The 17,293-nt window shown below is 38.8% G+C and carries 17 protein-coding genes, 2 pseudogenes and 1 riboswitch; of the genes and pseudogenes, 6 read left to right on the top strand and 13 right to left on the bottom strand.

Features of this window, described 5'->3' with window-relative positions; genetic code table 11:
* Positions 1-94: 94 nt before the first annotated feature.
* The 3 genes from NSQ71_RS07105 to NSQ71_RS07095 are packed head-to-tail and all read right to left on the bottom strand — an operon-like array spanning position 95 to position 3,767.
* Positions 95-1,162: a Ger(x)C family spore germination protein gene (locus tag NSQ71_RS07105; protein WP_158640196.1), complete on the bottom strand. Its 1,068-nt coding sequence runs from the start codon at positions 1,160-1,162 to the stop codon at positions 95-97.
* Positions 1,163-1,164: 2 nt separating this feature from the next.
* Entirely contained in the window at positions 1,165-2,259 is a 1,095-nt protein-coding gene (locus NSQ71_RS07100; RefSeq protein ID WP_066247950.1) for a GerAB/ArcD/ProY family transporter, read from the bottom strand.
* 23 nt (positions 2,260-2,282) lie between these two features.
* The gene (locus NSQ71_RS07095; protein ID WP_445684572.1) at positions 2,283-3,767 is read right to left on the bottom strand and encodes a spore germination protein; all 1,485 of its coding nucleotides are present in this window, start codon (positions 3,765-3,767) and stop codon (positions 2,283-2,285) included.
* Positions 3,768-4,030: 263 nt separating this feature from the next.
* Here NSQ71_RS07095 and NSQ71_RS07090 point away from each other — a divergent pair, with 263 nt between their 5' ends.
* Positions 4,031-4,540, top strand: a complete 510-nt coding sequence (locus NSQ71_RS07090; protein WP_066247948.1) for a sigma-70 family RNA polymerase sigma factor — start codon at positions 4,031-4,033, stop codon at positions 4,538-4,540.
* Positions 4,541-4,601: 61 nt separating this feature from the next.
* Here NSQ71_RS07090 and NSQ71_RS07085 read toward each other — a convergent pair whose 3' ends face one another.
* Positions 4,602-4,805 (bottom strand): hypothetical protein, encoded by a 204-nt coding sequence (locus NSQ71_RS07085; RefSeq protein WP_327848613.1) that lies wholly within the window; start codon positions 4,803-4,805, stop codon positions 4,602-4,604.
* A gap of 135 nt (positions 4,806-4,940) precedes the next feature.
* On the opposite strand from NSQ71_RS07085, the gene NSQ71_RS07080 reads away from it, so the two are divergent.
* Positions 4,941-5,120, top strand: a complete 180-nt coding sequence (locus tag NSQ71_RS07080; protein ID WP_063389354.1) for a YkvS family protein — start codon at positions 4,941-4,943, stop codon at positions 5,118-5,120.
* A 130-nt stretch (positions 5,121-5,250) separates the two neighbouring features.
* On the opposite strand, the pseudogene queF reads toward NSQ71_RS07080, so the two are convergent.
* The 7 genes and pseudogenes from queF to NSQ71_RS07045 all read right to left on the bottom strand — a co-directional run.
* Positions 5,251-5,580, bottom strand: a pseudogene (gene queF / locus NSQ71_RS07075) (preQ(1) synthase); the annotation flags it as partial.
* A gap of 371 nt (positions 5,581-5,951) precedes the next feature.
* On the bottom strand, positions 5,952-6,125 hold the full coding sequence (locus NSQ71_RS07070; RefSeq protein ID WP_375338788.1) for a hypothetical protein: 174 nt from the start codon (positions 6,123-6,125) through the stop codon (positions 5,952-5,954).
* Positions 6,126-6,149: 24 nt separating this feature from the next.
* Positions 6,150-6,878 (bottom strand): 7-carboxy-7-deazaguanine synthase QueE, encoded by a 729-nt coding sequence (gene queE, locus NSQ71_RS07065; RefSeq protein ID WP_066247946.1) that lies wholly within the window; start codon positions 6,876-6,878, stop codon positions 6,150-6,152.
* On the bottom strand, positions 6,878-7,315 hold the full coding sequence (gene queD, locus NSQ71_RS07060; RefSeq protein WP_066247944.1) for a 6-carboxytetrahydropterin synthase QueD: 438 nt from the start codon (positions 7,313-7,315) through the stop codon (positions 6,878-6,880). The genes queE and queD overlap by 1 nt, the downstream gene beginning before the upstream one ends.
* Positions 7,315-8,013: pseudogene (queC, locus tag NSQ71_RS07055) on the bottom strand (7-cyano-7-deazaguanine synthase QueC); the annotation flags it as partial. The pseudogene queC and the gene queD, both read right to left, overlap by 1 nt.
* 146 nt (positions 8,014-8,159) lie before the next feature.
* Positions 8,160-8,203, bottom strand: a riboswitch (PreQ1 riboswitch).
* Positions 8,204-8,579: 376 nt separating this feature from the next.
* Positions 8,580-9,317: a metallophosphoesterase family protein gene (locus tag NSQ71_RS07050; protein WP_063389358.1), complete on the bottom strand. Its 738-nt coding sequence runs from the start codon at positions 9,315-9,317 to the stop codon at positions 8,580-8,582.
* A 32-nt stretch (positions 9,318-9,349) separates the two neighbouring features.
* Positions 9,350-10,384, bottom strand: a complete 1,035-nt coding sequence (locus tag NSQ71_RS07045) for a YkvI family membrane protein (protein ID WP_340733502.1) — start codon at positions 10,382-10,384, stop codon at positions 9,350-9,352.
* 243 nt (positions 10,385-10,627) lie between these two features.
* Here NSQ71_RS07045 and NSQ71_RS07040 point away from each other — a divergent pair, with 243 nt between their 5' ends.
* From NSQ71_RS07040 to motB, 3 genes are all read left to right on the top strand, one after another.
* Positions 10,628-12,748 (top strand): ATP-dependent Clp protease ATP-binding subunit, encoded by a 2,121-nt coding sequence (locus tag NSQ71_RS07040; RefSeq protein WP_340733501.1) that lies wholly within the window; start codon positions 10,628-10,630, stop codon positions 12,746-12,748.
* A gap of 164 nt (positions 12,749-12,912) precedes the next feature.
* The gene (gene motA, locus NSQ71_RS07035; protein ID WP_063389457.1) at positions 12,913-13,707 is read left to right on the top strand and encodes a flagellar motor stator protein MotA; all 795 of its coding nucleotides are present in this window, start codon (positions 12,913-12,915) and stop codon (positions 13,705-13,707) included.
* Positions 13,700-14,479 carry a flagellar motor protein MotB gene (gene motB / locus NSQ71_RS07030; RefSeq protein ID WP_063389361.1) on the top strand — a complete coding sequence of 260 codons (780 nt, stop codon included), beginning with the start codon at positions 13,700-13,702 and terminating at the stop codon, positions 14,477-14,479. Before motA ends, motB begins: the two co-directional genes overlap by 8 nt.
* A gap of 13 nt (positions 14,480-14,492) precedes the next feature.
* On the opposite strand, the gene NSQ71_RS07025 is transcribed toward motB, so the two are convergent.
* The gene (locus NSQ71_RS07025) at positions 14,493-14,939 is read right to left on the bottom strand and encodes a MarR family winged helix-turn-helix transcriptional regulator (RefSeq protein ID WP_063389362.1); all 447 of its coding nucleotides are present in this window, start codon (positions 14,937-14,939) and stop codon (positions 14,493-14,495) included.
* A 173-nt stretch (positions 14,940-15,112) separates the two neighbouring features.
* Between NSQ71_RS07025 and NSQ71_RS07020 the strand changes: the two genes are divergently transcribed.
* On the top strand, positions 15,113-16,600 hold the full coding sequence (locus NSQ71_RS07020; RefSeq protein ID WP_340733500.1) for an ATP-binding protein: 1,488 nt from the start codon (positions 15,113-15,115) through the stop codon (positions 16,598-16,600).
* A gap of 205 nt (positions 16,601-16,805) precedes the next feature.
* Here NSQ71_RS07020 and NSQ71_RS07015 read toward each other — a convergent pair whose 3' ends face one another.
* A complete protein-coding gene (locus NSQ71_RS07015) occupies positions 16,806-17,258 on the bottom strand; it encodes a hypothetical protein (RefSeq protein WP_094245532.1) in 453 nt (150 codons plus the stop codon).
* Between the last annotated feature and the right edge of the window lie 35 nt (positions 17,259-17,293).

Genomic DNA, 17,293 nt, shown 5'->3' with positions numbered 1-17,293 from the left:
CAGAGGATCGGAAGAGGGAGGAAAATTTTTAGTCAGCCTTTGTTATTTCGGTTTCTCGTTTCATTGGCAAAACGAAGCAATCAAATATTTAGAATTATTGCACCACACCAGTTTCAGTAATTTTTACATCCGCATGCACATCGACTTCCATCTTTGAATAAATATCCCTCCAATTTTTCACTTTTCTTAAACCTCTCGCATGGCTTAAAATTTCTTCTCCTAATCCAACCGGATCAATGTTTTTCTCTTTAAACATATCGATCATCTCCATACTGTTCTTCACAATTTCCTTTTCAAACGCTTTTTCAGCTTTTTTTAAGATTTCCGGACGAACGGTCCCTTCCGAATATTCGCGTAGATACCCTTCAATTTCCAGCTCTATCGTTAAATGGAACGGATTTTTTTCATCGATGTTCGCTCTTCTTTTCGAACGGATGCTTTCTATAGATGCTTTATTTCCATCATCCATTGTGATCGTATGAATTCCTTTAACATATCGATCGGAAAGAAGCTTAAAATAAAAAAGCTGATCATTTTCGATTTCGCCAACCATTTTGTCCTTTTGAAACAAGGCAAGTCCAGTTATTTTGACATGGTCGTTTTTCTTTTCTAATAAAGGCAAAGAAGGGTCTTTTCCTTTCATGCGAAAGTTGCGCAAATATGTGTGTAAATTGATAATCGGCAAATTTTCCCGGTGCATATTATGCTCCACTAAATTGCGAAAGTACGTGGCAGTCCCCTGTTGTCCATATTTTCCTTCCAGCAAATTTTTCGCTTCACCTTTGCAGACCGCTAAAATGACCTTTGAACCGACGCTTGCATCTCGTTCAAGCGAGTCGACATATTTTTCAATTCCCTGTTTTGCTACGTCTTCACTGTAAAGAGCAAATTGCAATTTTCCATAAACTAGAGGGGCTGGCGACTCCTTTTGCAAATCGGAAATCAGATCCCTGCTTAAATCTGATTCGACCGTCATCACCTTGCTGTCGACCGGCTGCTCCTTTTTATATTCAGGAGCAACAATGGTTCCTTTAATTTTATTGCCTTCGCCGACATCGTATCCAATAACCATCACTAAATTGACATCATCAATAATTTCTTTATCCAGACATCCATAAAGCATCAGCATGAACAACATAATGAAGGAGAGAATTTTCCACATGTTTATGTTCTCCTTTTCCATAAATCCCGTACAAACGTAATGAGGTATAAAACCGGAATATAGCAAAATACAACACCAAGAGCATACGTATTGATGATCTTATTTAATAATTGAATATCTTCTTTATCAACAATGACATTGACTATAAAAAACATGACGACCAGAACAGAAATGATTGCCTTCTTTTCTGTTATTCCAAAAATTTCTGTTATACCTCTTTTGGCGCTCCACAACATGACGCAAATATTCGGCAAGATGACGAGAGACCAAGAAGCAATGCCGATATATTCGAATCTTTCAACAAAAGGAAGTTCAACAATTTTCCACATCGCTAGCGTCGCCCATTTATTGCGCAATATTTCTTCTTCCGCAGAATAATAAACGATCGAAACAATCATGATGATGATATAGGAACAGGTTGTAAATAAATTTCCAATATGAGCCCATTTTTGGGATTTGTCAATATTTTTGACAAAGGGGTAATACAAAAAAAGAGTTTCAAACCCAATAACAGTTATGACCATCTGCATCGTTCCCATGAAAATTTCCTGAGGTGAATGATCCATAATTGGCAAGAGGTGCTGAAGATCTGCAAAACGAGTCGGGAAAATTAAAAATGTAAGAAAAATCCAAAGCGGCAGAACCACTCCAAAAAAAGCAAATCCGGTTACTACCCGAAATCCACCGTTAAAAATGTAATAAAGCAATCCCATAAAAATTGCGGTATAAATCCAAATATTTAAATCTTCAAACATCCACACCTTCAAAATTTCAATATATCCTATTAATATGGCGCAGCTTCCAAGAAAAAAATAGATGATCCAAACAATGTTCAATCCATTGCCGACCCATTTTCCAAACAAATCGTGCTGCAGTGTCATTAAGCTTCCGCTTGAACGTTTCAAAATTTGATAGATCATCCAAATGTACAGATGAACAATAAGACCGATCAAAATAACTGAAATCCATGAATCATGTCCCGCATACTTGACGACATTTTTTTGAAAACCTAATACACCGATGCCGAATTGAGTGCTGTGCACTAAATAAAAAACGAGCGGTGCGGAAACTTTATGACGTTCTGCTATTTGCGCCAAGTTGGATTCCTCCTCTTCCGCTGTTATTCATCAATATCTTTATTTTCCCTCGATTTCTCTTCATCCATTCGCTTCGGCTGCTCCGTCCGCAGCTGTTTCGGACGTTCATTCATCATTGAAAACGGCATACGCAGGAATGCATCCTTTAAATCGGAAATTCTCGGAGGATAGATTGGCTCCAAAAAAGGACGTCCGAGAGAAGTTAATCGTAAAAGATGGGTCGCTAAAAAACAAAAGCATAAAACGATTCCTAAAAGACCGTACATTTCGGCAAACATGAGAAAAGGAAAACGCAAAAGCCTGATCGTATTGCCCATTTTATAGACAGGTGTTGTAAATGATGCTAATGCAGCAAGCGCTACAATGATGAGCAAAATATTGCTTGTTAAACCTGCTTCCACACTAGCTGTTCCGATTACAATCCCCCCGACGATGCCGATCGTTTGTCCAACCTTTGTCGGCAGCCGGGCGCCCGCTTCACGCAGCAATTCGATCGTTCCTTCCAAAAACAGCGCCTCTAAAAAAGGCGGAACTGGGACCTCCCTTCTGGATGTGACAAAATTGTTTAGTAAATCAGTTGGAATTAACTCATAATGATAATTTAAAACAGCTACATAAATCGGTGTTGCCAATATGGAAAAGGAGACAGCAAACAGGCGGATAATACGGAAAAAGGAAGACAAAATCCAATTTAAAAAATAATCTTCAAACGATGCGAAAAATTCGACAAGAGTTGTCGGACCGATTAATACATGGGGAGAGCCGTCCACAATGACCGCTATTTTCCCTTCCGCCAAAATGGAAACTACACGGTCCGGTCTTTCCGTATCCAACAGCTGAGGAAAGGGAGAATTATGATTGTCAGAGATCATTTCCGTAATGTACGAACTATCATTCACTTGATCAATTTGGATATTAGAAATTCTTTGCCAAACCGTAAATACATTTTCCTCATCCGCTATGCCTTCTATATAGATGATCGCTAATCTTGTTTGCGTCAGCCTGCCAATTTTTAAAGTCCGAATGCGCAGCTCTTCAATCGGCAATCGTTTTCGAATTAAATTAATATTGGATTCAATGGACTCAATAAACGCCTCTTTCGGACCGATGACCGTAAATTCCACTTCCGGGAGTGTAACTTCTCTAGCTTTGTTTAATTTTGCATTAACGAGCAAGCACGGAGATCCATATTCGCTTAGCGAAATCATAACAAAGCCTTCCAAAAGCTTTTCCTTCATTAAATCCGTATCAATGGTTAAAAAAATATCTTTGACCGGTAAAATGTTTTTTAGTTCTTCTAATGACTGCCAATATTTTGAGTGAATCGGCTTTAAAATGTTTTCATTTAATATATTTACATCCACTAACGTTTCAAAATATGAAATCCAATATTTGATATGGCTTGTATTGACGTCATATTGAATAAAATCAGTAGAACTGCGGAAGACAGCAAACAATTTTTCAATTGAATCTTTTCTTTTCCAATTTTGCTTATACATTCGGCTCATTCATCCCACCTCTTTCCATTATTTTTTCAAGCCATCTTTTTATTTATTCAATTAAATTTCTTCTATAGAAATAATGAGGAAAATGGTGAAAACGGAGGAGGCTGAAACGAAATAATTGCATTTTCCTATATAGAAAATTGAATTTCCCAGACAATTGGACGCGTATCATCTTAATCATGATGATTCGCTCAAATGATTTACACCGTTTACGATTGTATTACCGCGGAAAAAAAAGAGCGCGCTCTTTGAAAGGATGCGCACACGTGGAAAAGAATCAATCATTTGAGGAGATGCTAACTGCTTTTCGCCCTTTAATTTTTCACATTATGAAAACTTTAAATATTTATACAGACCAAGACGAGTTTTTTCAAATAGCAGCGATCGCCCTCTGGAAAGCAAGCATCAATTATGACGAACAGAAAGGACGGTTTGCCACTTATGCTTATGCAACGATAAAAGGCTCGCTCATGACAGAATTAAGGAAAAAACAAACATATAAAGAAAGGCATGTTCTTCATGCGAATGACATAATAGCTGCTAAATTGGAATTTTTTCCATATACAGACATTGAAGCAAGAGATTTATATGAACGGATTGCCCCCGCTTTATCAGATGCTCAACGAATTTGGTTTACCATGTATTTTTTTGAAGGAAAAACTCAGAAGGAAATTGCAGAGGAGCTAAATGTCACAGTCAACAAAGTAAAAAATTGGAGAAAAGGAGCATTAAAAAAATTGAAGAAATATGCCGTAAAGGTACGGGAAGAACAGTGAACAGTCTTTAATAGCAGTTTTTATGAGGAAGATGTGCCAAAAATTAAGAAGCTGACATCGGTCAGCTTCTTGGATCTTTTGTATATCGGTAAACAATGCTGCCACCGCGTTTTGCTGTTCCATGAAAATGTTTAAAATCTTCCCTTTCGATCAGTACTTTGCGAAACGTCATAAAATCTTCCTTTGATACACAATATTCTTCCAGTTCTCCATCACGAAGCTTGTTTAAAATGTCTTGTATCTCTTGATTTGTCAACTCGACCATCTCCTTTTCTATGAAAAACAGTCTACCGAGCAATGGAAACTTTTTACCTATTTTTTTGCGATTGTCCAAAAAAACTTTACAATTCTAAAGAAATCATGCAAAATATTTGAAAATCCATAAAAAAGGAGAGAACAAATGAAAATTGCTGAAGTTGGAGATGTTATTGAATTTAAAGACGGTCTCAAAGGAATTGTCGAAAAAGTAAATGAAAATTCCGTCATCGTCGATCTTACGTACATGGAAAACTTTCGGGAAATGGATCTGGAACAAAAAACAGTAGTTAATCATAAAAACTATAAAATTGTCGGAAAGTAAAACGGAGAATTGAATGCTCCGTTTTACTTTTTCTTATATTAAAGAGTTTAGTGCCATTTCAAGAATTTTTTACAATTAACGCAAGTTTCGGCAGGTTCTTTTATCAAAAAAACGCCTCAAGCGACTTGCTTTATCGGTTGTCCACTTTTTCCGGGTACAAATCATGGTTCATCATACGATACTCCGCCATTTTCTCGTATTTTGTTCCAGGACGTCCCCAATTGACATAAGGATCAATAGAAATACCGCCGCGCGGCGTAAATTTTCCCCATACTTCGATGTAGCGGGGCTCCATGATCTTGATTAAATCATTCATGATAATATTAACACAATCTTCATGGAAATCGCCGTGGTTGCGGAAGCTGAACAAATAAAGCTTCAGCGACTTGCTTTCCACACATTTTTTGTCTGGAATATAGCTGATATAAATGGTCGCGAAGTCCGGTTGTCCGGTGATTGGCCTCTGTTTTTCACAAACAGGTGGACTATATCATATTCTTATTCAACTGCGATATTGAATAAGAACCCTTGCGCTTCCACCAAGATAATATATGCTGTCATCTTGGTGTACTCTACTCTCTTCCTCCAACACTACTCTTACTCGCTTCATGCTGGAGTGATTTCGATAGTCTCTGCACCTTCCTCAAATTTAAGAAGAAGATTCCCTTAAATTTGAGGCTTGGCTCAGGGTTGGAAAGATAATGGGAATAAGAGACAAGAACATGTTTTTCTTTTATTCGATTACAATTGCCATTTTCGCTTTTTACTCCATTATCCTCTTCCCCTGAATTCACAAGGTTTATCCGACAGTGTCGCCACTGAAGTGTGCCCTTATTGACACAAGCTGGTAAACTCCGGACAATTGAACTTCACGAAATAATCGCGGTCTGGATGTTTATTATCGAATACTTCCAACACTTCTGGGCTGTATTCAAATAAATATTTTGTATTTTTGTTGCCTAACAGCGTCAGATCTTTCAATTCATCATCTTTTCTTCCAGCCATCTTTTTTCATCCTTTCCTATTCATTTACACTCCGCGCTTGTTTCCCCAAACAAGTGCATGAAGCTGCGGCAAAACTCGAGCATCGTTCATTTCTTTTGATTGAACAGTCAATTCGATCAGCCATTCTAATTTTTCTAAAAGCTGATTTCTCAGGAGGTGATCATTTTGTTCGTTTACTTGATCATTTCCAGGCTGCAAATAAAATGAAATATTTGGATAGCGAAGGTGGACGTTTTTCGCGTAATCAAAATCTTCCTCATTAAAAACAACAACTTTTAGACTAACATTGTCTTTCCGTCCGCCATCGATCAGCCGCTTCATAATGTCATCAAGCACAGTAAAGTTCGTTTTCATCCCTGAACTAGGAGGCTTGGGAGAAAGAGTTAAATCATCGATTAGTAAAAACCAATCTTGATAACGGCTTCCCTGTGTCTCCAGTGCAGTGCGAAATCCTTGCTCCCTTAAAAGGATAATCAATTCATCCAATCCTCTAATCAATGCCGGATTTCCGCCCGAAATGGTGACGTGATTGAAGCGATCGCCGCCAAGCTCAATAAGATCGTCCAAAATTTCCGCTGCTGTCATTTGTTTAATTTCATCTTTTGCTGAACCGTTCCACGTAAAAGCTGAATCACACCAGCTGCATGAATAGTCGCAACCGGCCGTTCGGACAAACATTGTTTTTTGTCCGATCACCATTCCTTCCCCTTGAATGGTCGGTCCAAAAATCTCGATGACCGGTATTTTTTTCATTATTTCATCTCCCTTTTCGGACGGTACACAACATAGCTTGTCGGCGTTTCTCTGACAAACACCTGCAAGCATTTCGGTTTATTCGGGAGTACATTTAAATGATCCTGGACAATTTCCCAAATTTTCCGCGCAACCACTTCTGTCGTTGGAAAGTCTTCGCTGTTTTGACCATTGAATACATCCGTATGGTCATTGAGCAGCGTATGGTCAAATCGATCATGAACCCATTTTTTTAAATGCTGAAAATTCACAAGGAATCCTGAATCATCAAGCTGATCACCGCAAATAGTGAGATTGACGAAATACGTGTGGCCATGTACACGGGCGCATTTCCCCGCTTTTTCATGCGGGATGTAGTGTGCAGCAGATATTTGCATATCTTTATTCAGCTCATAACTATAATTATGAAAAACTTGCGGATAAAATTGATGAAGCATCACGTATTAGCTCCTTTTTCAGCCAAATATTGTTCCAATCCCCGTTTTCTCAATAAGCAAGCAGGGCATTCGCCGCATCCGTCGCCAATAATGCCGTTATAGCACGTCAACGTTTTTTCGCGAATGATATCGAACACCCCTAACTCATCGGCAAACTTCCACGTTTCCGCTTTATTGATCCACATAAGCGGCGTGTGAATCACAAACTCCTCTTCCATCGCTAAATTAATCGTTACATTGCAGGATTTTACGAACACGTCCCGGCAGTCAGGATAGCCGCTGAAATCCGTTTCACATACACCTGTCACAATATGTTTCGCTCCCAGTTGTTTCGCCAAAATGGCGGCAAATGTCAAAAAAACTAAATTCCTCCCCGGAACAAAAGTGTTGGGAAGCTCTCCTTCCTTTTGTTCAATTTCCATATTTGAACGCGTTAATGCATTCGGCGCCATTTGATTTAATAAGGACATGTCCAGCACATAATGAGGTATGCCAGCTTCGTTCGCAATGTTTTTCGCTGCTTCAATTTCCTGTGCATGCCGCTGATTATAATGAAACGTGACAGCGGTCACCTCATCAAATTGTTTCTTCGCCCAAAACAAACAAGTTGTACTGTCTTGTCCTCCGCTAAACACAACGACCGCTTTCTTATTATCCATTTGAAAACGCTCCTTTCTGAAAAAAGAAAGCCATTCACACTGCCTAGCTTAAACAGAAACTGATGCTTCTATTTCTGCTACAGTGGCGGAAGCAAGTTGTTCAGAAGCCTTTCGAGCTCATCATAAATCTATTCAACTTCTAAACCTTTCGCAAACATTGAAAAAACTATATCCCAAGGATATAGTTTTCCTTAGTTTTTTATAGAGGGTGTGCTAAAACCTCTCCCGTTTTTTCGAAACGGATTTTTATTCAAGTTGTATCTTATTATATCATACAGAATTGTTTATGCAAACGGCATGCTCCGACTGGAGTCACTCAAAACTTTGTGGGCCACTTTTTTAATCGCTATTTTTTGATAGCGAAATCACTTTTTTCAGGGTACTCTCTTGGTAAAAAAATCTTCTTTTTTTAAAAAACAGGATTGAGCCGAGCGTTTGTGGGCAATTTTTTATCCTCTAAATGTAGTCCATGATCATTCTACCAGGAGCAGCCGCACTTTCTCATATTACTGCCACACTTTCCCTTTCATTTAATGAGCAATCAGAATTCTCATTAAATGAAGGCGCTAATTTTTGCCTACAATAATTTTACTTTTATCTCCGCATCATGCCTTTTCCAAGCCTCTATAGCGCGAGGTCGTTAATTCCTGAATATACTCTTTTAGTTCCGGCATTTCTTTTTTTCTAGCTAATTGAATGGCAAGGTCAATATCATATGGAACACGTATGTGCTGAATCGAAAAAGGAGCCCTTTTCTCCGAGTTGAACATGCCTTCCAAAATGCAGTAGGATGCTTCGGGCAGGTCCAGCGGATTACCGACACTGCCTGCATTGAAAAGCGTTTTGCCGGATAAATGCTGTATAAAGGCATTATGAACATCACCGTATCCGACAACATCCGGCTCCTTCGTTCCCAAACCGGTTTCAACGCTGTTTTCAAACATGGACAATCTTTTTTCAATCGAATCCCAAGGCTGTACCCTTATCCAGACGCTGAAAGGGGATGCATGAAAAAGCCGCAGCCGGCGGCCGCTCATATAAAAATCAATGGAAAACGGGAGGCTACGCAAATATTCTATGTCTTCTTGCGACAACTGATTTTGATGCCAGCGAACGACATCGTTTACATCTTCCCTTGTAATCAGCTCGTCCCAGTTTCCTTTTAAAACAAAATCGCAGGAGCTGCGGACGATATCGATCGCTTCTTTTGATTCAGGTCCTTTTCCGACAAGATCTCCTAAACAAAAAATTCGATCTACATTTCGCAAGCTTATATCTTTCAATACAGACGACAACGCTGGAATATTCCCATGTATATCAGAAATGACCGCGATTTTATCCAAATAAACTCCTCCTTCATTTCCCTACTATTTTATCATGATTTGTTATCGTCTGGAATTTTTTTGAACATTAATAATATGAAAAAGGCAATGCTCATATACCCGAACAGCGGATAAAGCGTGGAAATGAGCTTTCCGTATCCTATCAGGCTGACTAAATAACATAATAATAGGATGAAAATGACACCAGCGATTTTTGCCAAAGGCTTTTCCGATGATAATTGACGTTCCAAACCATACAGATTGCCGATCAACGATGAAAATATTTCTCCAAAAATAACAAGGATGTATATGTAATAAAAGCCTGAAAACAGCTGCTTGACAATTTCAGCCATTGGGATTTCAAAAAGCCCGGCGTCCGGCAAATGCAGAAGGGAGAAATAGCTAGAAAATAAAATGAAGCTTAATCCGAGACCGCCTACAACTCCGCCCAATTTAATGGCGCTTTCATCCTTTATTGCGTTTGCGAGCGGAACAAGTACAGCCTGAGCAAGAGAGAGATTAAAAGAAACATATAAAAAGCTTGATTTGACTGGTTGAAACACTCCATCCAACGATAAATCGATAAAATCACCCCTTATGATGGCTTCAATGGAGATGATCAGGCTAAACAAAATAAAAAGCGGAACAACCATTAGATTGACGGAAGACAGCCCTTTGACTCCAAACGAAATCACAGCAATGGAAAGCACAATCGTTAAAAAAATTCCAAATTGCTTTGAAAGCGACAGTTGCTCTTCAAAAATCGCCCCCGCCCCCGACAGCATGACCGATGTGATGCCAATCAGCATCATAAACATCAAGCCGTTGACTACATAAGCTGACAACGTCCCAAACAAAAATTGGTTCAACTGCAAATACGAAGATGCATTAATGCGTCTTCCGATCAACATCATTTTCGTTCCCAGCCAAACAAATAAAACGGCAGAACAAATAATTCCAACAATTCCTCCAGCGCCGTATTTTGAAAAAAACTCAACGATCTCTTTTCCCGTTGCAAACCCTGCACCGATGACAGTGCCGATATAGACAGAAGCTATTTGAAGTGCCAATACCCATTTATTGCTCATGTTTCACCCACCTTACTTTATCAACAATATATGGACAAGAAGGGAAAAAAAGACGAAAAAAATTTGTAAAAAAGACTTGAAAGTCAAAAAAGGTCAAAGTATAATAAAGTCAGAAAAGGTCAAACAGTGAATCTAACTATTGAATGATTGAGATTGTTTCTTTGATTCCAAAAGGTCAAAGAAAGTCAAAGAAGTTTCTTCTTTTGGTCAAAGTTAATCAAAGTCAAAAAGGAGGAATGTTATATGTTGTGTGAAAATTGCCAAGCAAGAAAAGCCAATGTTTTATTAAATGTACAAATCAATCACAACAAACAAGAAATGCGTCTCTGTCAAGAATGCTATCAACAATATAAACAAAAAATCCCAAGTGGTTTTTACGGATTCAGCGGTTTCGATGAATTATTTCAATCATTTATGCCAAACTCTTTTGAGAGCTTTGACCAAGCTGTTCAAGCACAACCGAAATCAGGGGGCGGAAAACAGAACGGCTTCCTCGATCAATTCGGCCGAAATTTAACGGATGCTGCAAAAGCTGGGTTGATTGATCCTGTCATCGGCCGCGATGATGAGGTAAGACGAGTGATTGAAATTTTAAATCGACGCAACAAAAATAACCCGGTTTTAATCGGAGAACCAGGCGTAGGGAAAACAGCTATTGTGGAAGGACTAGCCTTAAAAATTTCTCAAGGAGACGTTCCGCAAAAATTAAAAAATAAAGAAGTTTATTTGCTGGATGTTTCATCACTTGTCGCCAACACGGGAATTCGCGGACAATTTGAACAGCGGATGAAGCAGCTAATTCAAGAATTGCAAGCCCGAAAAAACATCATCCTGTTTATCGATGAAATTCATCTTTTAGTCGGCGCCGGTTCTGCGGAAGGTTCTATGGATGCCGGCAACATATTAAAGCCAGCGCTCGCCCGCGGTGAGCTTCAAGTTGTCGGAGCAACAACTCTAAAAGAATACCGGCAAATCGAAAAAGATGCAGCCCTTGAACGACGCTTCCAGCCGGTTATTGTGAAAGAACCTTCCATTGAAGAAGCGATCAGCATTTTAAAAGGAATTCAAGAAAAATATGAACAATACCATCAAGTCAAATATTCAGAAGATGCGATTAAAGCTTGCGTCACACTATCTCATCGATATATTCAAGACCGCTTTTTGCCTGACAAAGCCATCGATTTAATGGATGAAGCTGGTTCAAGATTAAACTTAAAAGCCGAGCCGGCTAATGAAGCAGACATCCACGAGCGGCTTAAACAAATTGCCCATGAAAAAGAAAAAGCGCTAAAGGAAGAACGATACGAACTTGCAGCTAAGCTTCGCGACGAAGAAGCTGCCCTTGAAAAGCAGCTTGAACAAGGAAAGGACAAACAGCAAGCAATCGTTCAAGTAGAAGACATTCAAAAAATCATCGAAGAAAAAACCGGCATACCAGTCGGCAAGCTGCAAGAGGATGAGCAAGCAAAAATGAAACATTTAGAAGAAAACTTGGCGAAAAAAATTATCGGCCAAGAGGATGCTGTCCGGAAAGTGGCAAAAGCCATTCGCCGCAGCCGCGCTGGATTGAAAGCAAAAAACCGACCGATCGGATCCTTCCTGTTCGTCGGCCCGACTGGCGTTGGAAAAACGGAATTGTCGAAAACATTAGCTTCGGAGCTGTTCGGTTCAAAAGATGCCATGATTCGCTTGGATATGAGTGAATATATGGAAAAACATTCTGTTTCAAAATTAATCGGCTCGCCTCCAGGCTATGTCGGACATGAAGAAGCAGGACAATTAACGGAAAAGGTTCGTCGCAACCCTTACTGCATTATCCTGCTGGATGAAATTGAAAAAGCTCATCCAGATGTACAGCACATTTTCTTGCAAATATTAGAAGACGGACGCTTGACAGACAGCCAAGGCCGCACCGTCAGCTTCAAAGATACGGTCATTATTATGACCTCTAACGCTGGAGCAGGTGCAAAACAAGTTCACGTCGGTTTTAACAGCACGGTGGAAAAAGAATCAAGCATCCTTGAATCTCTCGGTTCATTCTTTAAGCCTGAATTTTTAAACCGTTTCGATGCCATTATCGAATTTAAACCGCTTGATAAAGAAGATTATTTGAAAATAGTTGATTTGATGCTTGAAGAAGTTCGGAACACGTTGAAAGAACAAAACATTTCATTGGACGTAACAGAAAAAGCAAAAGAAAAATTGGTAGAAATCGGCTATCATCCATCGTTCGGCGCTCGTCCGCTTCGCCGCGTCATTCAAGAACATATTGAAGACAAAATTGCAGACATCCTGTTAGACGGTGAAGTGCACAATCATTTAATCGCCGACGTAGAAAATGAAGAAATTGTTATTCGTTCATAACAGCTGCCCTAACAGTCCATTAGGGCAGTTTTTTTATTTGGGAGCAGCATCGCAAAAATCGATTCCGATGAATGTGTCGTTTATTTTTTTTATCAAATATAAAATTTTCGTCTTTCTTTGTCGATATAATAATTGAATATAGAAAGAAGAAGGATTTGATGAACATGGACAAAACATCAATTATCGGCATTTTTTTAGGAATTATGGCAATTATTGTCGGCATGGTTTTAAAAGGTGTCAGTCTTTCCGTCTTAATCAATCCGGCAGCTATCGTCATTATTATCATCGGAACGATTGCTGCGGTCGTTATTGCCTTTCCGACAAATGAAATTAAAAGAGTACCGAAATTATTCCGCGTCTTATTTAAAGACACACAAACTTATACGATTCAAGAGTTGATTGTCCTTTTCTCTGAATGGGCGCAAATCGCAAGGAAAGAAGGATTGTTGGCGCTGGAAGCTAAGCTTCAGGAAATAGATGACCCATTTTTAAAGACCGGTTTAAGCATGGCTGTGGACGGTCAGTCTGCCGAGTTCATCCGAGATGTTATGACAGAAGAAATCAATGCAATGGAAGAGCGGCATGAAGCAGGCGCCGCCATTTTTTCTCAGGCCGGCACGTATGCTCCGACTCTTGGCGTATTAGGAGCTGTATTAGGTTTGATTGCCGCACTAGCCAATTTGGAAAATATTGAGGAGCTCGGACATTCGATCAGCGCCGCGTTCGTTGCTACTTTGCTCGGAATTTTTACAGGATATGTTTTATGGCACCCATTTGCGAACAAACTGAAACGGAAATCTCAGCAGGAGGTGCTCGTCCGCCAGGTGATGATCGAAGGCATTCTTTCCATTTTAGAAGGACAGGCACCGCGGACGATTCAGCAAAAATTGGCATTTTATCTTCCTGAAAAAGAGCGGGCAAAGATTTCTGATGAAGGAAGTGTTGCGTCCGATGCGTAGTAGAAAAAAAAACCGCAATGACCATCATACAGATGAAAGCTGGCTTATTCCCTATGCCGATATTTTAACCCTTTTGCTTGCGCTCTTTATCGTCCTATTTGCTCTCAGTTCGATAGATGCCCAAAAATTTGAGCGTTTGGCAAGAGCTTTCAATTCCAATTTTGACGGAGGCATAAGCGTTTTAGAATATCCGAGCCCTCTACCACAACAAGAAATGGAAAACATCGAAGAAAACAAACAAAATGGAAAAGTGCAAAATGAGCCTCATGACAATGATGAATCGGGAAACAGCGATCAAGAGGAATTAGCGGAAGTTCAAAATCGGTTTAATCAATACATTGAAGAAAACAACTTGAAAAACAATATTAAAACATCACTAAACGAAGAGGGTTTGTTAATCACGATTCGGGACGATATATTGTTTGATTCAGGCAGCGCCAAAGTGAGAAAAAAAGATGAAATTTTGGCTACTGACATTGCCAAAATGCTCGCCATGGGCAGTGCCCGCAACGTGGTTATCAGCGGACATACAGACAATGTACCGATTCATAATTCAAACTTTGATTCAAACTGGCATTTAAGTGTTATGAGAGCCGTAAATGTGATGAAAATTATTTTAGAAAACAAAAATCTCGACCCAAGCAAGTTCAGTGCGAAAGGATACGGCGAATACAAACCCGTTGCTTCCAATGATACAGCAGAAGGAAGACAAAAAAACAGACGGGTGGAAATTCTAATTCTTCCAAACAATAAAAAAGCGGAGCCGAATTAAGCCGGTTCCGCTTTCATTTTTCTTTCGCATGGTACCCTACTTTTTTTAATAGATTAATCGCTGTTTCCTTCTCATCTTCTGTCAAAATATTCACGATCGAATCAATCATCTCTTGATGAGAAGGAAAGATTTCTTCAATCCATTTTCTCCCCTTTTCCGTTATTGCTGCATATGTGACACGGCGGTCTTTTGGGCATGCTTTTCGAACTAACAGCCCTTTTTGCTCTAATTTATCAATAACATACGTAATGCTGCCGCTAGCTAAAAGAATTTTTCCGCCGATTTGTTGAAGTGGCTGATCTCCTTTATGATACAAAAGCTCTAAAACGGCAAATTCCGTTAAGTTTAATCCATATGATTGAATGTGCTTGCTAACTTGATCATTCATTGCGCGATAAGCACGCGAAAGAACGATAAAAAATTTTAGAGATTTTTCAATACTGCTGTTTTCCTTAGCCAACTTTCATCATTCCTTTAGTATTTCAATGTCTTGAATTATAATAGTGAAACTTCTCATTATTGTCAATCACTGCATAGAAAATTTCAGAATAAAAAAACTTTTTTTAACCCGATCTTCTTTCAAAAGATCATGCTATAATAAAAAGGTTGATGAAAAAGAAGGAGTTTAAAGAAATGCTGGACTTAACACATCGCCATAAGGTTTTGCTTTACATTTTGATCGTAATCCTGCCCACTTTTCTGATTTCGTTTATCATATGGGAAAAACAAAAAAATATTCTCTTTTCGAAACATGAAAAAGAAGCCGTATATATGCTAGACATTCATCAAAGTCAAATTGACCGCTTAATCTCGGAAACAAAAACGAGAATGGAAACAATGGCGTTATTCATAGATCAAGAAAATAATCCAAACCAAATTCAAAGAGCTCTAAAAGAAACCCTACAACAAGAACCCCGCTTTACCGGCCTTTATATCGCAAATGCAGACGGGACAATAAAAATCGGCACTCAACCCGTTCCATTACATCATGACATCTCTTCGGAAAAATGTTTTCAATCTGCGCTCGCAACAAAAAAGACTGCTATTTCAGAAGTTCACGATAAAAAGCTTATCACGATCTGCACCCCGATTGTAAATCAGCAAAAGGATGTAAATGGCGTTTTATACGCCACATTAAGCATAAACTATATACAAAATATTATGAACGTACTGAGCCCAGATTTATATATCGTGGTGAGTGACACGAAGAACAACTTTCTTTTCAGTGCAGGCGAAAAAGAAAAGGACGCTTCCGAAAAATCTGTTCAAACTGATATTACCCAGCTTCCATGGGTGCTGAAAGCGTCGGTCGCTCCGGTCAAGCCGTTGGAAATCTCTCAAGTTGTTTTAACTTATGCCGCCATTGTATACATTTTTTTTAATATTATTTTTTTGTTGATCCAATATTATTTGCTGAAACGTAAAGCAAGATTGGAAGAAGAAAAAATTAAAGCGCAAAAGCTTGAACTGGTCGGTACTCTCGCTGCCAGCACAGCGCATGAAATCCGAAATCCTTTAACTGGAATTAGCGGTTTTATTCAACTGTTAAAGAAAAAATATCAGTCAGAAGAAGATCAGCATTATTTTTCCGTCATAGAAAAAGAGATCGACCGAATCAATGAAATTGTGAGCGAATTTCTCGTTCTCGGAAAACCAACCGCTCATAAACACAAACTGTACGACTTAAATCAGATTATCGACGAAGTCATGCCGATCATTAAATCGGAAATCAATCTCCATCGAACAAATTTTCAAGTTCATATGGATCGGCATAATCCTATTCGAATTTATTGTACAAAAGACCATATTAAGCAAGTTCTGTTAAATTTAACGAAAAATGCTTTAGAAGCAATGGACATGAACGGATCATTAGAATTGATTGTCAAAAAAGAAGCAAATCTTGCAGTTATCAAAGTGATCGATACAGGGAAAGGGATTCCTGAAAAAATGATGGAAAAAATTTTTGATCCATTTTTTACGATGAAAGACAGCGGCACCGGACTTGGACTGGCAATATGCAAACGCATTGTCGATATGTATGACGGCACCATTGAGATTGAAAGCAAATTGAATGTCGGCACAACCGTGACGATAAAGCTGCCGCTATCAAATAAAAGCTGAAGCTCGATGTGATTCGTAACTAGGCGAAAAACAGCCTTCTTGTTCTAATGTAAGCCGCATCTAAAAATGCTTGATGATGCATTTGATGCAGGATTGGTAGAAACCGATGAAAGCGACGGTTTCTACCTTCTTTTATCTATTTTTGAATCAAAAACCGATTAGAGGATCGGGGCTAAAAAATACTGAGTCGTACCCAATCATTTTCTTATGATGAATGATATCTTGACATGCGGCTTCCGCTTTTTCCTTTTCTTCCTTTTTGAGAACGTGTTTTTCCCATTATTTTTACTGCACCTTTATAAACGATATAAATGCTCAAAAAAGCGAAGAACAGAGCGAGAAATCCCCATAGTCCTTGCACAATATCTTCAAATTCCATATTTCCTCTATTCGTTATTTTTTGTTGAATCTCAATGGCAAACACTATGACAACTAGTACGGTCATTGTATAAATAAACGATATACATAAAATGCCGAATTTTGCTATATATTTAAATACCACATGTGTAATGAAAAAGATAACCATGCCGAAAATGCCGATGATCCAAAAATGCAGCTGTTTATCTGTTAATTGAAAACCAGCCATTTCTACCAAATGGATAATATTATCATGAAAATCATTAATCAGTTCTACAATAAACAAGAGCGCTTCTTTCATATAAAATCTCCTTCTATTGATAAAATAACAAATCT

This window comes from Aeribacillus sp. FSL M8-0235, from assembly GCF_038000355.1.
Classification (GTDB): domain Bacteria; phylum Bacillota; class Bacilli; order Bacillales; family Aeribacillaceae; genus Aeribacillus; species Aeribacillus composti.
The sequence above is the reverse complement of the archived record's forward strand: the minus strand, read 5'-3'. Positions and strand labels throughout refer to the sequence as shown.

Bases quoted from the DNA above. Each gene is read 5' to 3' on its own strand.
- NSQ71_RS07105 (WP_158640196.1), bottom strand. From the start codon at position 1,162: ATGTGGAAAATTCTCTCCTTCATTATGTTGTTCATGCTGATGCTTTAT.
- NSQ71_RS07095 (WP_445684572.1), bottom strand. From the start codon at position 3,767: ATGAGCCGAATGTATAAGCAAAATTGGAAAAGAAAAGATTCAATTGAA.
- NSQ71_RS07085 (WP_327848613.1), bottom strand. From the start codon at position 4,805: ATGGTCGAGTTGACAAATCAAGAGATACAAGACATTTTAAACAAGCTT.
- NSQ71_RS07080 (WP_063389354.1), top strand. From the start codon at position 4,941: ATGAAAATTGCTGAAGTTGGAGATGTTATTGAATTTAAAGACGGTCTC.
- NSQ71_RS07070 (WP_375338788.1), bottom strand. From the start codon at position 6,125: ATGGCTGGAAGAAAAGATGATGAATTGAAAGATCTGACGCTGTTAGGC.
- queE (WP_066247946.1), bottom strand. From the start codon at position 6,878: ATGAAAAAAATACCGGTCATCGAGATTTTTGGACCGACCATTCAAGGG.
- queD (WP_066247944.1), bottom strand. From the start codon at position 7,315: ATGCTTCATCAATTTTATCCGCAAGTTTTTCATAATTATAGTTATGAG.
- NSQ71_RS07045 (WP_340733502.1), bottom strand. From the start codon at position 10,384: ATGAGCAATAAATGGGTATTGGCACTTCAAATAGCTTCTGTCTATATC.
- NSQ71_RS07040 (WP_340733501.1), top strand. From the start codon at position 10,628: ATGTTGTGTGAAAATTGCCAAGCAAGAAAAGCCAATGTTTTATTAAAT.
- motA (WP_063389457.1), top strand. From the start codon at position 12,913: ATGGACAAAACATCAATTATCGGCATTTTTTTAGGAATTATGGCAATT.
- motB (WP_063389361.1), top strand. From the start codon at position 13,700: ATGCGTAGTAGAAAAAAAAACCGCAATGACCATCATACAGATGAAAGC.
- NSQ71_RS07020 (WP_340733500.1), top strand. From the start codon at position 15,113: ATGCTGGACTTAACACATCGCCATAAGGTTTTGCTTTACATTTTGATC.
- NSQ71_RS07015 (WP_094245532.1), bottom strand. From the start codon at position 17,258: ATGAAAGAAGCGCTCTTGTTTATTGTAGAACTGATTAATGATTTTCAT.